This window comes from Colwellia sp. PAMC 21821, from assembly GCF_002077175.1.
Classification (GTDB): Bacteria; Pseudomonadota; Gammaproteobacteria; order Enterobacterales; family Alteromonadaceae; genus Cognaticolwellia.
In genome coordinates, this window is record NZ_CP014943.1 from 2487281 (window position 1) to 2503246 (window position 15966).

Genomic DNA, 15966 nt, shown 5'->3' on the forward strand with positions numbered 1-15966 from the left:
ATAATAAATGCGCAAATTATTAAGCGCACCTTGGTATAAACGTAGTCTTACCGGGGTTGTTACTGCAGTTTTACTCAATAGTGTTTTGCTCTCTACCAATATAAATGCCGCTGAATATTCGCCAAATTTCAAAGGCACAGAAATAGCGGAATTTATTAATATTGTTGGCAAAAATTTAAGAAAAACCATGATCGTCGATCCTAACGTTCGCGGTAAAGTTAATGTACGAAGTTATGACTTGTTAACTGAAAAACAATATTATCAATTCTTCTTAAACGTGCTAGAGGTTTATGGTTTTTCTGCTGTTGAAATGGACAATAATATTGTCAAAATCATTCGTAATAAAGATGCAAAAACCTCTTCTATCCCGGTAGTTGGGAATGAAAACCCCGGTGCTGGTGACGAAATGGTTACCCGCGTTGTTGAAGTTAAAAACGTAACCGTACGTGAACTTACACCTTTACTACGTCAATTATCAGATCAAGCCGGTGGTGGTAACGTAGTTAACTATGATCCTGCCAATGTTATTATGTTGACTGGTACTGCTGCGGTAGTTAATCGTTTAGTGCAAATTATTGAACGAGTTGATAAAGCCGGCGACCAAGACGTACAGATCATTAGTTTGAAATATGCATCTGCTGGCGAAATGGTACGTATTGTTGAGGCCATGAACAAATCGGGCCAAGGTAAAAGTGCTGGAACACCGACCTTTTTAATTCCTACCATTGTTGCTGACGAACGCACCAACAGCGTTATTGTTAGTGGCGAAGTAAAAGCGCGTGAACGCGTAGCAAGATTAGTTTCGCGTTTAGACAGTGAGCTAGAATCGAACGGTAACACGCGGGTTTATCATTTAAAGTACGCAAAATCAGAAGACATGGTGAAAGTGCTGCAAGGCGTTAGTGAATCTATTGAAGCTGACACATCAACAGCAAGTAGCACATCGCGAAAAAGCAAAACCCGTAATGTCAGTATTGATGCTCATGAAGATACTAATACCTTAGTTATTACCGCACAACCAGACATGTTACGCTCATTAGAAGCGGTTATTCGCCAGTTAGATATTCGTCGTGCTCAAGTACTTATTGAAGCTATTATTGTTGAAATATTTGAAGGCGACGGCATTAATTTAGGCGTGCAGTGGTATCACGAGTCAGGCGCTATGTCGCAATTTACCAATGGTGTTACGCCAATAAGCTCTATTGCAGCAGCAGCTGAAGCTGCCAAATCTACGCCTGGTACATTAGGTTCTACCGTTACGTCAGAAAGCGGTGCTGTTACAGTTAATCCTAATCAACCCGATACAGAAGGTGATTACAGCCTAGCTGCTCAAGTACTAGGTTCAGTTAGTGGCACATTGTTCGGTATTGTGAAGAACGATTGGGGCGCAATTATTCAAGCGGTAAGTAGTGATACTAATTCGAACTTACTCTCTACGCCAAGTATTACCACGCTAGATAACGAAGAAGCTTACTTCATTGTTGGTCAAGAAGTGCCGATTATCACTGGCGCGCAAACCGGTAGCAATAACAGTAACCCTTTCCAAACAGTTGAACGTCAGGAAATCGGTATTAAATTGAAAGTTACGCCACAAATAAACGAAGGCAGTGGTGTACAGTTAACTATTGAGCAAGAAGTCTCTTCAGTAAGTGGTGCAACGGGTGTTGATATCTCAATCAACAAACGTGAAATTAAAACCACGGTAATGGCAGATGATGGTGCGACAGTAGTGCTGGGCGGATTGATTGATGAAGACGTTCAAGAAAGCGTACAAAAAGTACCTTTACTTGGCGATATACCGATCCTAGGTCACTTGTTTAAATCAACCAGTAATACCAAGCGTAAACGTAATTTGATGGTGTTTTTACGACCGACTATTGTTCGTGATGGCAAGTTGATGAATGACTTAAGTAGAGAGAAATATAACTACATTCGTGCGATTGAACTTCAAAAGAAAGAAGCGGGTCTTGAATTAATGTCGGATGAGAAACTGCCTATTTTGCCGACATGGAATGATCAACTGTCATTACCGCCGTCGTTTGATGAATACATGAAAAAGCGTGATGAAGAAAAATCGTCGGATGAAAGCGAATAGCTATGAGTGATATTGATCCGCAAACACAAGCTTTTGTTGTTGCAAGTGAAAAAGCTGCAAGTGAAAAAGCCGCAAGCAACAAAGCTGCAAACGAAACGGCTAGTGATGAATCATCATCACTAGCCGTAAGTGACATTTTAAAGGATGAAAATGTTCGCTTCCGACTACCTTTTGGTTTTGCCAAACGCCAGAGTGTACTGGTGGCAAATGAAAACGGTGAGTTGCGTTTAGTCTGTACTGAATCACTCAGTGCTGATATTTTGTTAGAAGTTCGTCGTGTACTAAAAGCACCTTTTACGCTAGATATAAAAAGTGCAGAAGAGTTTGAGCAATTGTTAACGATTGCTTATCAACGCGATTCTTCAGAAGCCCAACAAATGATGGAAGATATTGGCAACGAGGTCGATTTATATTCACTTGCCGACGAAATGACAGAAACCGAAGATTTATTAGAAAACGAAGACGATGCACCGATTATTAAACTAATCAATGCTATGTTAAGTGAAGCTATTAAAGAAAATGCGTCTGACATTCATATTGAAACCTTCGAACAAGCACTGCAAATTCGCTTTCGTGTTGATGGCGTATTACGTGAAGTGTTAAAACCAAATCGTAAATTAGCTTCATTACTCGTTTCTCGTATCAAGGTTATGGCGAAGCTCGATATTGCGGAAAAACGTATTCCACAAGATGGCCGCATTTCTTTAAGAATTGCAGGTCGAGCGGTTGATGTGCGTGTTTCAACTATGCCAACCGGCCACGGCGAGCGTGTGGTTTTACGCTTACTCGATAAAAACTCTACCCGATTAGATTTGCAAGACCTCGGCATGACCGACGGTAACCGTGCGCGTTTTTCTGAATTAATTGAAAAACCTCATGGCATTATACTGGTAACCGGGCCTACAGGGTCAGGTAAAAGTACCACTTTATATGCAGGCTTAAGCCAAATTGACAGCAAAGAACGTAATATATTAACGGTTGAAGACCCGATTGAGTACGCGATTGAAGGTATTGGGCAAACTCAAGTTAACACCAAAGTTGATATGACATTCGCACGAGGTTTACGCGCGATATTGCGCCAAGATCCTGATGTAGTCATGGTCGGTGAAATTCGTGATTTAGAAACTGCTCAAATTGGTGTGCAAGCGAGTTTAACGGGGCATTTAGTCTTATCTACTTTACATACTAACACTGCTGCCGGCGCCATCACGCGCATGGAAGATATGGGTGTTGAACCCTTCTTACTTTCATCAAGCTTATTAGGTGTTTTGGCACAACGTTTAGTCAGAACTTTATGTCCGCATTGTCGCGAGTGTACCGCTACATCGGCTGAAGAACGCAAGTTATTGCAACTTAGCGATGACGATACCGCGCCAATATATAAAGCTGTTGGTTGTGAAGAATGCAACTTTAAAGGTTATAAAGGCCGAACCGGTATTCATGAACTGATTGTAGTTGATGAGAAAGTCCGTGAATTAATTCATAACGGCAAAGGCGAGCAAGTGATTGAAAAATTCATTCGAACATCAACACCAAGTATACGTCGTGATGGTTTTGATAAAGTGATGCTGGGTGAAACAACCATAGAAGAAGTATTACGTGTGACGCGCGAAGACTAAACAGTCGCGCTTCTCAGATAAAACAGTCGCATAACCAGGTAGTAAACTTGGTACTGAACTAGGTTAGATAAATTGTAAATTATGGCAGCATTTGATTATCAGGCAGTAGACAGCCGAGGCAAAAACAAAAAAGGGGTTATTGAAGGTGACACCCCTAGGCATGTGCGTAATTTACTGCGCGAACAGGGTCTAATGCCCATTGAAGTTACGCCATGTTTGCAAAAAAGTAAGCAAGAAAGTAAAAAGTCTTTCTTTAGTGGTGGTAAAAAAATATCAGCATCGGAGCTAGCATTAATCACACGGCAACTATCAACCTTGGTTGAATCAGGCTTACCCATTGAAGAGTCATTAATGGCCGTAGGTGAGCAGTGTGATAAAAACACCTTAAAAAGTATGGTGATGGCGGTGCGTACTAAAGTCACTGAAGGATATGGCTTAGCTGAAAGCATGGCAGAGTTTCCTCAGGTGTTTAATCGCTTGTTTCGTGCCATGGTTGCAGCAGGCGAAAAATCGGGCCACCTTGATAAAGTATTAGACCGTTTAGCCGATTACACCGAAAAGCGCCAACAACTTCGCTCTCAGCTCATTCAAGCCTTAGTTTACCCCGTTATTATGACGGTAGTGGCCACTGGCGTAATCGCCATTTTGCTGACTGCCGTAGTACCAAAAATTGTTGGCCAATTTGAACATATGGGGGCTAACTTACCCGCTACCACTAAGTTCCTAATTGCCAGTAGTGACTTTTTACGTGACTATGGCTTAGTTATTGTTGTCATTGTTGCTGCGCTAATGCTTCTTTGGTCACAATTGTTGAAAAAAGACAGCTTTAGGTTTGCTTATCACAAGCGCTTTCTTGCTATACCTGGCATAGGTAAAGTGGCAAAAAGCGTCAATACCGCAAGATTTGCGCGTACCTTGAGCATTTTAACCGCGAGTGCCGTTCCTCTATTAGAGAGTATGAAAATTTCTGGTGAAGTACTCGACAATTTATACATTAAGCAAAGCGTTAAAGAGTCAGCTGACAAGGTCAGAGAGGGAACCAGTTTGCGGGTCTCTTTAGAGCAAACTAAACTGTTTCCACCAATGATGCTACACATGATAGCCAGTGGTGAAAAAAGTGGTCAGCTTGAACATATGTTAGGGCGAGCTGCCGATAACCAAGACCGTGAGTTCGAGGCTGTTATTAACATATCATTAAAGGCATTTGAGCCGGCATTGATGGTGGTAATGGCAGGTATTGTATTATTTATCGTTATGGCTATTTTACAGCCAATTCTTCAGTTAAATACGTTAATAGGAAATTAGAAATGAAAGCAGTAAGAAATATTCGAGGTTTTACCCTTTTAGAAGTGATGGTTGTTATTGTAATTTTAGGTATTTTAGCCAGTATGGTGGTACCTAACTTAATGGGCAGTCAAGAGCGCGCCAATATGCAAAAAGCCGTGTCAGACATCAATGCTTTAGAAACGTCTTTAAGCATGTATAAAATGGATAACTATAAGTACCCAAGCACAGAGCAAGGCTTAGAAGCATTAGTGACTGAAACTGATATTGAGCCAATGCCACGCCGTTTTCCAGAAGGCGGCTATGTTAAGCGTTTACCGAACGACCCTTGGGGCAGCGAATATCAACTACTAAATCCGGGTGAGCATAGTGCAATGGATGTTTTTTCTATGGGACCAGACGGTGAACCGGGTACAGACGATGATATTGGTAACTGGAATTTAGGCGATTATCAATAATCAGTTTTTGTTGATCATTGATTACTGACATACTATGACGCTAAATAATGACCATTTGTCGAAGCAAAAGCATCGAATTCAACAAGGTTTTACCTTAATTGAAGTGATGCTAGTCATTGTCTTGATTGGCGTGATGGTCTCTGCGGTACAATTTTCATTTTCGGGTAATAAACCTGAACAACTATTAGAACAAAACAGTGCCCGCTTTGCGGGCATTTTTGACGTTGCAGCAGAATACGGCCTGCTAAACAATGTCGAGCTAGGCTTGTTTATTGAAGAAAACAGTTATCAGTTTCTCGGTTATGACGGCGTCAGTTGGTCTCCCATTGCAGATAACCCTTTATTCGAAGTTTATACTTTACCTGAAGGTATCGAAATAACCTTGCAGCTTGATGATCTACCTATTGAAGCGCCTCAACTTTTCGATTCTTCAGTATTAATCAATGAAGATGAAGAAGAGAGTTTTACTGACGATGCGGAAAAGAAAAAAACTATTCCGCAAGTCTATATGCTTTCTGGCGGTGATATTACTCCCTTTAGTTTAACGTTTTCATTGGCAGACTTCGCTTTTGATGGCGATGAAAATATTAGTTTTAAAGTTTCTGGCATTTATACCACACCACTCACGATAGAAGGGCCATTAGTGAATGCGGACTCTCGTTAATTTTAGTGTGAATTTCAGCGTGAATAAGCTACAAAAAGGCTTTACCTTAATTGAGGTTATGTTGGCGATGGCGGTGTTTTCAATTGCGGGTATTGCAATTTTAGGTACGGCAGACACAAACGCGAGAAATTTAGGTTATTTGGAAAGTAAAATTATTGCGAGTTGGGTCGCATCCAATCAACTAGTTGAAGTCACTTTAGATACCTCGTGGCCACCAAAAAACAATAAAAAAGGTAAAGTAGAGCTAGCAGGGCAAGAATGGTTTTGGCAACAAAAAGTAGTGCAAACAAATGACAAAGACATGCGTGCTATTGTAATGGAAGTGCGACTTGATGAAAAAAAAACAACGTCATTAACCAGCTTAATGACTTATGTTTCTAAGCAAAGCCAATGAAATCAGCCTTCATCAATCATTCTGCTTTAAAAGGTAGGGCGAGCGTTATGTCGAAGCACAGTCAAGGCTTTACATTACTTGAAGTACTCATTGCGATAGCCATTTTTTCGGTGATCAGTATGGCCAGTTTTAGTATTTTTGAAACTGTACTCAATAGCGACACATCGACCAAAGCTCGCACAGACCGAATTAATGAATTACAACGCGGCTTTTTAATCATCGAACGTGATATGTTACAAATAGCTCGACGAAGTGTGCGTTTAAACGGTGAAGCACCCCTGACAGGTTTTTTACACACGGACACTGAAAGCTATACTACCAGTGAGCAAGCAATAGCATTTGTTCGCCATGGTTGGACTAATCCGGGCTTGTTGTTACCTCGTAGTGATATGCAATCAGTGGCGTATCAATTAAATGAGAATATTGTTGAGCGTGTACATTTTAATTTTGTAGACGCCGTTTTAGGTGAAGAGCCAAAAGTAAGACCATTAATCTCTCAGGTAGAAAGCTTAAATTTTGAATTTTATGATGGTAAAAAATGGCAAAAATCATTGCAAGAAAACACGGTGCCTATGGCCATTGCAATTGAACTAGACACAAAAGATTATGGCGTTATTCGTCGCCAATTTATCGTTGCTGGCGATAATCTGCAAGGTAAGGACGAAAGCCGTGATTAGCATTTGTACAGGAAAGCATAGACCCAAAGGCGTCGCGCTAATTACTGTTATGCTTATTATTGCGTTAATTGCCATCTTAGCGACGCAAATGACCGCGCGTTTACAATTACAAATGCAACGCACCACTAATATAGGCTCAAACCAACAAGCTTATTGGTATGCTATGGGCGCTGAAGCGTTTGCAAAAAGAATATTAATACAATCTTTTGAAGCTGATGCAGAAGTGACTCATTTAGGCCAATTGTGGGCGCAAGGAGAAAATACTTTTCCCGTCGACTTTGGTCAGATCACCGGTGAAATAACGGATCTAAATAGCTGTTTTAATCTAAATGCGTTACGAACCAACGATGATGACGCCAGCGGTAATAGTAATAATACAACGATAAAATCGCCAGCAAGACTTGCTTTTGAAGAACTGTTAATTGCAATCAGTATCGAAGGTGTTGGCAGTTTTGAAGCAGAATATATGGCTGATGCCTTAACTGACTGGTTAGACGCGGATGGCAGTATTTCAAGCTCAGGTGGCGCTGAAGATAATGATTATGCAGCGAAAGAATTCCCTTACTTAGCCGCCAATAATTATCTTGCCAGTATGGCAGAGTTAAGGATTATTGAGCATTTTACTGTCAATGTTATCGATAAGTTAAAAGACTACGCTTGTGTTTTGCCTAATACCAACCTAAATCAGATAAACATTAATACCATTGCACAAGATCAGCCTGAAATACTTGTAGCCATGTTAGGGATAAGTCAAAATGAAGCATCGCAAGCATTATCTTCTCGTGGAGAAGAGGGCTTCAAAAGCGTCGATGAATTTTTTAGCTTAAGTGAGTTGAGTAAAGCTAATATACCAGCAGAAAAAAAACAATTATTTACTGTTAAAAGTGAATATTTTAAGCTCAAAACAACAGCAAGCTTTAATAACAGTTACTTTGCTTTGAATTCCATTATGAAAGTAGACAATAAAAATAATATAAGTGTGATCAGTCGCATTATAGGACGAGAATAATGGGTGAAACCTTATTTATCCGTTTAGGCAGCCAAGCTGAAAATAAAATTCACTGGCTGATTAAAATCAACGGACAAGAAGATATTATCGCAAGTGGTGAATTACCCAATGCGCGCGAGTTAGCACAACTAACTGAAAAATCCTCAGCTCGAGAAGTTGTGGTTTTTGTACCCGCGAGTGACGTTGCCATTAAAAGCTTGAAAGTACCTGGCTCATCTCAACGCGCTATTCGTTTAGCCGCACCATACATGCTAGAAGAAACGCTAGCACAAGATGTTGAAGAGCTGTGCTTCACTTTTAATGACACTAAACACGACGAACAGGGTAATAACTGTTTTGTAGCTGCGCTTGAACGTAAGCAATTAGAGCTTTGGTTACAGTGGTTGGCCGATGCAGAGATATTTTGTAAATTAATTATCCCTGATGCGTTAGCATTGCCGTTTGATAACCAAAATAGCAGTGCAGTCATGCTAGGCGAACAAGTATTAATTAGGCTTGGCGAATGGCAAGTTATGTCGTTTGAAGCTAATGCTTGGCCCATTATTGCTAAGTACTTTACTGGTACCGGTGAGAGTAAAAATGCCATTATGGCCTACTCATCGTTATCGCAAGTGCCCGCTGATATAAATGTTGAGTATTTACCCGAAGAACTGCCATTAGCTATTTTGGCGAATAATCACTCGCGTAAATTCAATTTGCTACAAGGTGAGTTTCAAATCAAAGAAAAGCGCTCAGCAGCCAGTGTTAATTGGCTTTGGGTTGCAGGTATTGCGTGTTTCGCTTTGATGATTAATTTTACCCTTAAAGGCGCAAAACTCTATAACTTATCTCAACAGCAGTCAGCTATTGAAGCCGATATTATTGAAAATTATAAAGCGGCATTTCCTGAAACTAAACGGGTTAAAGTGTCGACTGTTCGCTCACAGTTACGCCAAAAATTAGCCGAAGTTGGCAACAGTGATGAATCTGCAGGATTTTTATCATTGCTAGTTAAGCTTGAGCCCGCTTTGGCCAGCGTACCTGAAATTAAACCCCAAACGTTAAAGTTTGACGGCAAACGCCAAGAAGTGCGTATGCAAACAATCGCTAAAGATTATCAATACTTTGAAAAGCTAAAAGTTGCCCTTGAAAAAGCAGGGTTAACGGTTAATCTTGGTGCTCAAAATAATCAAGGTGACCAAATCTCTGGCTCATTTAGTATTACAGATACCGCATCAAAGGGGCGCTCATGAAGACTTGGTGGCAACAGTTAAATATTCGTGAACAACGTTTGGTATTGTTAATGTCGGGAGTTATTTCGATATTTATTTTATATGGTCTTATTTGGCAGCCGCTGAATGAAAACATTGCTCAGCAAAAGTTAAAAATAGAACGCCAACAAGCCTTATTAATGTGGGTTGAAGAAAGTACACAACGCTATCAACAAGCAAAGCGTAATAGCAGTGGAAGTTCAGGCGCAAGTTTGTCGAGTATCGTTAATCGCACGTCCAGAGCTAATAATATAATCATCACACGTATGCAGCCTCAAGGTGATGATCTACAGGTGTGGATTGATGAAATCTCGTTTAATCAGTTATTAACTTGGTTAGAAAAATTAGCCAGTAGAGATGGCCTGCAAGTAAAGAATATAGATCTTAGTTTAGCTGACCAACAAGGTGTGGTCCGTGTTCGTCGATTACAGTTAGGAAAAAATTAATGAAAAAGAAGTTTGCTTATACAGCAATTTTTTTCACCGCGTATTGTGTTTTTGTTCTAGCGTTAATGCCTGCAAGTTGGTTAATGGCGCAAATTAAATTACCTAAAAATGTCGCGGTCTCCGCTATTGAAGGCACTGTTTGGCATACCCGTATTTTACAAGTTATGGTGGACGACGTTGTTATTAACCAAGTGCAAAGTTCTTTATCGTTAATGTCGGTGTTAATGCTTGACCCTAAACTTGATATTACCTTTGGTAACGCTTTAGTCAATGGTCCTGAGGGACAGCTGACCATAAGTGGGTTGTTGTCAGACATGGTGGTTGAAGATGCAGAAATTAACCTTCCTGCAAACACGGTGGCCAAAAGACTTAACTTAGCAATTGATATTATTGCCCATGAACAACTGCAACTTAACATTGAGCGTTTTATTATTGGCGCGCCAATATGTAGCGAACTACAAGGTGATTTGCGATGGCAAAATGCCGCCGTTACTGCATTCGAAGAAAAAGTTCAGCTCGGCGGGCTTTCGGCCAAGTTAACGTGTGATAAAGGTGAACTTATTGCCGATATCGACCCTAATAACAACTTAGGGCTAAGCTATCGTGCAGAGTTAAAGCAAGGTGGCCGTTTAGCGGGTAATGGTTATTTAACGCCTGCAGCTAAATTTCCTGAGCAATTAAAAGCAACATTAAGCTTTTTAGGTAAGCCTGATAATCAAGGTCGTTATCGTTTGAAAATATAGCGTTCAAAGCGAAAAAAAAGGCAACAATAGTTGCCTTTTACTGTATTGCTGCCGCTATAAACTTATGCGGTAGAAACGTTTACAGCACCCGCATGCTCAAGTATGTCTTTAATCTTATCTTTGTTATCGTCGGTGTAATTGATACCAATTAACACTGAGCCCTTACTAATAGCATCTTCATAATACTTAAGTTCATGCTCAGGAATAAAAGCACCAATAATAGCACCAATGGTTCCACCTGCAGCAGCACCGGCACCACCGGCAGCTAATGCAGCAACTAATGGGCCAGCGATAAGTAAGCCAGCACCACCGGTCGCTACGGTACCCACAGCAGTAAAACCAGCAACTACAGCCGCTAATATACCAGCAGAAGCTGCACCAATAACACTACCTTCAGCGGCTTTGCTGCCTTCATCTATGGCAAAGTCGTCTTTGGCGTATGAGTCGTTAGCGACTACGCTAATTTCACTATTCAGTATGCCAATCTTTCCTAAACGATGAATAGCTAAACTGGCTTTAGATGAATTTTCAAATAATCCTGTAATTACTTCACTCATTATATTTCTCCATTTAGTTAACTTATTTGGTATTAAATACTTGTATTGCGTATAAGTAGAAGCAAACTTTGCACCAAAGTTATTAAAATTAAAGTTGTTTAAAATTAGTGAGTTAAAGGTTTAAAATAAAGCTGCGGTGGTTAGAAGTAATCAGTATTTGTAAATAATTCATGATTATCTGTAATACTTTCATAAAAGTGCATGTTTTTAACTGCTAACCTGGAGTATTGGCCCATGTTATAAGGGGTTGACACGCTGGCGCATTTTTTGCTTTTCAGTAGGAGTACTTTAGTTTTAGTACTATTTACCACCTAATCTGAAATTACAGGAGAACAGCTATGAACAAAGATACTTTTGAAGGAAAATGGAAACAAGTGAAAGGTGAAGCCCAAAAGCAATGGGGTGATTTAACCAATGATGACATGGACGTAATAAACGGTCAGCGGGAAAAATTAGCAGGTAAGCTCCAAGAGCGTTATGGTAAGTCAAAAGAAGAAGCAGAAAAGGAAGTTGATCGTTTCTGCAAGGATAACGATTGCCAATAGATTTAAGCTTAAATTTATTAGTTAAATTATAGCTTAGAGCTGGACTGACAGATCCAACCGTCTGTCAGTCCACTTTATAATAAATTTATTAAACCTGAACATTAAAAAGAGATTTACTATGGGTTACCGGCACGACAACACCTGTAACTATTTAATTCCTGCCCACCTAAATAAATATAATTCTGTAAATCAACAGCATATATTGAGAATAGACTTTTCTGAACTCTTCTTACTTAGTTCTACAAACGCGATCTTTGGTGGTACTTTAAACCAATGTTATCGCTTTCATGTTTAAATACCTAGCTTCAGTCTGAAACGATTAATCTGAACCTATCACGCTTTTAATTATCGCTAAGTGGTGTAAATAAATATCAGTTATGTACATAGTTTTTACTCAGCCTACTAAGTTCGTAGACTAGTTTTTTATCTGTTAAGCTCAGTTTTGATTATTGCCATCTTCAATATCTTTAGGTGCTTCAAGCCCAGGTATGGAGTGTTCTACTTTGAGGCTATAAGCCTCAATAAATGCGTTTTTAAGTATACCGTAAATAGCATCCAGAACAGACACACTAGGATCGTCAAGTGATCCCTTAATGGGCAAACGTGTTGCAACTAAGTCTCTACTGTCATTTTCGAATAAGCTAGCTAATGCCCCCCCAATCAAATCAACTAAAAGTAAAACAGGATTATCACCATCTTCAACCACGTCTTCATGCCAAGAGAAAACATCTAATTCATATATCCCCGCTTTAACGTAACCGTTAAGCTCACCATCAACAGACTTTAATTCGCTAGCCATATCAATTTGGCCTGCTTCAAAATCAAAAGGGGCATAGTACTTAATTATTTCATCAATATAAGCCACCGGAAGCTTAGCCATTTCAAGGTTGATATCAAAAGTTGGCTTTGTTGTATTAGGGTCAAAGCTTGCGTTTAGCACAAGTTTAGTGCGGTTTTGTATATCGCCTGTCATATCAACTTTAGCAATGGTGCCCGGACCTTTAGCGTTGGCTATATTAGTGACATTGAGCTGAATATTTTGTACCGCTAGCTCAGCGCGTTTTAGTTTTGACTTAGCGTCGATGGTAAAAGTGCCACTTTTTATGGTCAGCTTATTTATCGTAAAAGGACTAAGGTTTCGGGCTAAGCCTAACCATGTTTTTTCATCGGTAATAGCTTTCGACTCAAACACTTTATCTTGAGGTCGGTCATATAAGCTGACCACTGGCTTTACTAAAACTATAGCAGTAACCAAGTGACCCTTTAATAGGGCACTCCACAATATTGAGATATCAATACGCTCTGCAGTAAATAAAGGTAAATCTTGCCCGTCACCGGTCTGACGAATATTAGCCTGATGTATAGTATAGGAACCCATAAAAATAGCTAAATCAACATCGGCTACTGTGCCACTAACACCATCAGTTTGTTCAATGGTTCGGTTTACATACCAGGTAACTAAGCTTGGTGCTGAAATTCTAACAATGAGTAAAAGAAGTAACACGGTGGTAATGACGACAGAAGATATTTTAATCGACTTATTCCAATTCATATTTACATTCCTTTTACTTAGTGATTAGCAATTATTTTTAGCCATGACTCAAACAATATGGATGATACTGGGCATGTAGCCCAATAACATTAGAGAATATTCAGTAGTAAAGCTTTAGTTATTCCTACCTTTAGAACACTCCAATAGGGGGTAATCATATAGTGGTAAAATAGGCGAAATAACGATTTTTTACCGTGTTATTGGCTTAAACTGATTTAATAAATACAAATAAATTTGTGCTACATCTTTATCCACTACGTTTCGATACTACTTAGTAAAGTATTAAAGCAAATGCTATACCAGCGATTTTTATAACGCATGGTTAAGTTATAACGTATTGATTTTTGGTTTTTTTTAATCTATGGCAGGCACTATCTAGAGCATGTATACATCAAATTATGTAATCGCTGGAGTAATAATTTAGTTTTTTTGTAATCTTTACCCAAAAGGTGAGTAAATGTGATGGTTCTGGTTGTGAGTAAACCGTACAAATTTTGTTTCAGAGAATATTGTAATGATTGCAATATTCAGTTGACCGCAGGTCAATGCAACATAAGAGTCATAAGCAGTTGACACCTTATATAGCCTAGCTTTATGTGTAATTTTTATCAATTACATTAATTTAGGTGGAATTGATACAAATTACGATTAAAAACGTATATCACAAAGGGTGGTATTTAAATTGCTAACAACTACGCAGAGCTACATAAAATTGTAAATAGACTACGAAAGTAACAGACGATAAAAATAGAGGTTTAACTAATATGAGTTCAGACAATAAAGTTATGCACCCAAAAGAGTTTTCGCTAGCAAACTGGTGGCAAATAACCAAGCGCGTTATGCACAAGGTTGAGCAAGACAATATGTCACTTATCGCTGCGGGTGTGGCGTTTTATTTTTTATTAGCTATTTTTCCATTATTAGCAGCCTTAGTGTCTATGTATGGCCTTTTTACCGATCAAGAAACCCTTATTCAGCATATGAATCTTTTGGTTGGTGTTATACCAGAGCAAAGTCGGGAAATATTAGAGGCTCAGGTTGAAAGTATTCTATCGACTGATGATAGTGCATTAAGTTTAGGCTTTTTATTTAGTTTTTTATTGGCTATTTGGAGTGGTGGAAAAGGCTCTGTTGCGTTAATTAGCGCATGTAATATAAGTTATCAGGAAAGTAAAAAACGTTCATTTTTCAAAATGGTGCTAGTGCGAACATCACTTACACTTGCAACCATATTAACAATGCTCTTGATGCTACTCATGATTGTAGTTATTCCATTAGCGCTCAGTGTACTCGGCGAAACAAGCGAATCATTATTAGGCTGGATCACTTGGCCAATATTGTTAATTGTATTTAATTTTTCGCTTGCCAGTTTATACAAATACGCACCTCATCGTGCATCAGCTAAATGGCGTTGGACTACGCCAGGCGCATTTTTAGCTACCTTATTTTGGCTAGTAGGATCGTATTTTTTCAACTTGTACATTACTGACTATGCCAGTTATAACGAAACTTATGGTTCAATGGGTGGAGTAGTCATTTTATTAATGTGGTTTTATGTCACCGCTTTTACTATTTTACTGGGTGCTGCGATCAACGCATCTACAGAGTTACAAACTGAAGCAGATACCACCACTGGCACTGACAAACCTAAAGGAGAAAGAGGGGCGTATGTCGCTGACAATGGCCCTGAAGACTTGTAGAAATAAATGATTTATCGATAGGTTTGTGTTGTGAAATATATATGTTGTTAAATATATGCGTTGGTTAGCAACTTACTGATAAATTGATATTATATTGAGAGTAGTCAGAAATTTTTGTCATAGTGGTTATCAGTAACTACTATAAACCACGATAAATAACTATAAATGACAACTATAAATGGCAAAGATGAGTAAACTACTCAATATGTGTAGCTAGGTAAGTAATAGTAAGGGTATTAATTGTTACGCTTACTATTCTTAATTTCTGTTAGTAAAACACTGTAATCGGTAATTGACGGGTAATCATGGAATACATTGCTGGCTTTTTTGCTATCTGGATTTGCTACCGCCAATAACTGCCCAATGCCATAGGTTTTTGCCGAATCAAGTATAACTAGGCTGTCATCAACAAAAAGTGTGCTTTTTAACGCAAAACCATGTTTTTCTTGTAAACGTTGCCAGAGCACTTGCGACTCTTTCGTTACCCCAAATTCGTGCGTAGAGTACAGCGTATCAAAGTACTTATCTAATGATGTACGTTCTATTTTTAGCGATAAACTGTCAGGGTGAGCATTGGTAACAAGCACTACGTCACGGCCTGATGACTTTAGCGCGACTAGAAAATCATGGGCGTCAGTGCGTAATTGAATTAAATGCTGTATTTCACGTTTTAAGTCGGTGATCGACAATTGTGTTTGCTCAGCCCAATAATCTAGGCAGTACCAATCTATTGTACCTGCAACTTTTTGGTAGTGAGTCATGAGTGATGCTTTAGCCTCAGCCAAACTTACGCCGTGCAATTCGCTGTAGCGTTGTGGTAAATGGTGTAGCCAAAAATGGTTATCAAAATGCAAATCGAGTATCGTGCCATCCATATCCAGTAAAACAGTTGAAATTTTTGACCAATCAAGCATAGATTTTTCCCTAGGAACACGTTTATTATAGGTTATCGAAATTAGATAAATTTTAGCGA

The 15966-nt window shown here is 39.2% G+C and carries 16 protein-coding genes; 13 read left to right on the plus strand and 3 right to left on the minus strand.

Features of this window, described 5'->3' with window-relative positions:
* Window positions 1–7: 7 nt before the first annotated feature.
* The 11 genes from gspD to A3Q33_RS10730 all read left to right on the plus strand — a co-directional run bounded on the left by gspD (window position 8) and on the right by A3Q33_RS10730 (window position 10639).
* Window positions 8–2095, plus strand: coding sequence for a type II secretion system secretin GspD (gspD, locus tag A3Q33_RS10680; protein ID WP_081179919.1), 2088 nt, complete (start codon window positions 8–10; stop codon window positions 2093–2095).
* Between the two features lie 2 nt (window positions 2096–2097).
* The gene (gene gspE, locus A3Q33_RS10685) at window positions 2098–3714 is read left to right on the plus strand and encodes a type II secretion system ATPase GspE (protein WP_081179920.1); all 1617 of its coding nucleotides are present in this window, start codon (window positions 2098–2100) and stop codon (window positions 3712–3714) included.
* An 81-nt stretch (window positions 3715–3795) separates the two neighbouring features.
* Complete coding sequence (gene gspF / locus A3Q33_RS10690) at window positions 3796–5019, plus strand: type II secretion system inner membrane protein GspF (RefSeq protein ID WP_081179921.1); 1224 nt, start codon at window positions 3796–3798, stop codon at window positions 5017–5019.
* A 2-nt stretch (window positions 5020–5021) separates the two neighbouring features.
* Window positions 5022–5456: a type II secretion system major pseudopilin GspG gene (gspG, locus tag A3Q33_RS10695; RefSeq protein ID WP_081179922.1), complete on the plus strand. Its 435-nt coding sequence runs from the start codon at window positions 5022–5024 to the stop codon at window positions 5454–5456.
* Between the two features lie 34 nt (window positions 5457–5490).
* Complete coding sequence (gene gspH / locus A3Q33_RS10700; RefSeq protein ID WP_081179923.1) at window positions 5491–6120, plus strand: type II secretion system minor pseudopilin GspH; 630 nt, start codon at window positions 5491–5493, stop codon at window positions 6118–6120.
* A 19-nt stretch (window positions 6121–6139) separates the two neighbouring features.
* Window positions 6140–6514: a type II secretion system minor pseudopilin GspI gene (gene gspI / locus A3Q33_RS10705; RefSeq protein WP_231295594.1), complete on the plus strand. Its 375-nt coding sequence runs from the start codon at window positions 6140–6142 to the stop codon at window positions 6512–6514.
* Window positions 6515–6561: 47 nt separating this feature from the next.
* Window positions 6562–7191 (plus strand): type II secretion system minor pseudopilin GspJ, encoded by a 630-nt coding sequence (gene gspJ, locus A3Q33_RS10710; RefSeq protein ID WP_081182519.1) that lies wholly within the window; start codon window positions 6562–6564, stop codon window positions 7189–7191.
* Entirely contained in the window at window positions 7184–8200 is a 1017-nt protein-coding gene (gene gspK / locus A3Q33_RS10715) for a type II secretion system minor pseudopilin GspK (protein ID WP_231295596.1), read from the plus strand. Before gspJ ends, gspK begins: the two co-directional genes overlap by 8 nt.
* Entirely contained in the window at window positions 8200–9432 is a 1233-nt protein-coding gene (gene gspL, locus A3Q33_RS10720) for a type II secretion system protein GspL (protein WP_081179926.1), read from the plus strand. Before gspK ends, gspL begins: the two co-directional genes overlap by 1 nt.
* Complete coding sequence (locus tag A3Q33_RS10725) at window positions 9429–9896, plus strand: type II secretion system protein M (RefSeq protein ID WP_081179927.1); 468 nt, start codon at window positions 9429–9431, stop codon at window positions 9894–9896. The genes gspL and A3Q33_RS10725 overlap by 4 nt, the downstream gene beginning before the upstream one ends.
* Window positions 9896–10639 (plus strand): type II secretion system protein N, encoded by a 744-nt coding sequence (locus A3Q33_RS10730; RefSeq protein WP_081179928.1) that lies wholly within the window; start codon window positions 9896–9898, stop codon window positions 10637–10639. Before A3Q33_RS10725 ends, A3Q33_RS10730 begins: the two co-directional genes overlap by 1 nt.
* A gap of 62 nt (window positions 10640–10701) precedes the next feature.
* On the opposite strand, the gene A3Q33_RS10735 is transcribed toward A3Q33_RS10730, so the two are convergent.
* Entirely contained in the window at window positions 10702–11196 is a 495-nt protein-coding gene (locus tag A3Q33_RS10735; protein WP_081179929.1) for a hypothetical protein, read from the minus strand.
* A 338-nt stretch (window positions 11197–11534) separates the two neighbouring features.
* On the opposite strand from A3Q33_RS10735, the gene A3Q33_RS10740 reads away from it, so the two are divergent.
* Entirely contained in the window at window positions 11535–11741 is a 207-nt protein-coding gene (locus tag A3Q33_RS10740; RefSeq protein WP_081179930.1) for a CsbD family protein, read from the plus strand.
* Window positions 11742–12177: 436 nt separating this feature from the next.
* On the opposite strand, the gene A3Q33_RS10745 is transcribed toward A3Q33_RS10740, so the two are convergent.
* Window positions 12178–13293, minus strand: a complete 1116-nt coding sequence (locus A3Q33_RS10745; RefSeq protein WP_081179931.1) for a DUF748 domain-containing protein — start codon at window positions 13291–13293, stop codon at window positions 12178–12180.
* 764 nt (window positions 13294–14057) lie between these two features.
* On the opposite strand from A3Q33_RS10745, the gene A3Q33_RS10750 reads away from it, so the two are divergent.
* Window positions 14058–14993: a YihY/virulence factor BrkB family protein gene (locus A3Q33_RS10750; RefSeq protein ID WP_081179932.1), complete on the plus strand. Its 936-nt coding sequence runs from the start codon at window positions 14058–14060 to the stop codon at window positions 14991–14993.
* 236 nt (window positions 14994–15229) lie between these two features.
* Here the strand turns inward: A3Q33_RS10750 and yrfG are convergent, their stop codons facing one another.
* Window positions 15230–15907, minus strand: a complete 678-nt coding sequence (gene yrfG, locus A3Q33_RS10755) for a GMP/IMP nucleotidase (RefSeq protein ID WP_081179933.1) — start codon at window positions 15905–15907, stop codon at window positions 15230–15232.
* Between the last annotated feature and the right edge of the window lie 59 nt (window positions 15908–15966).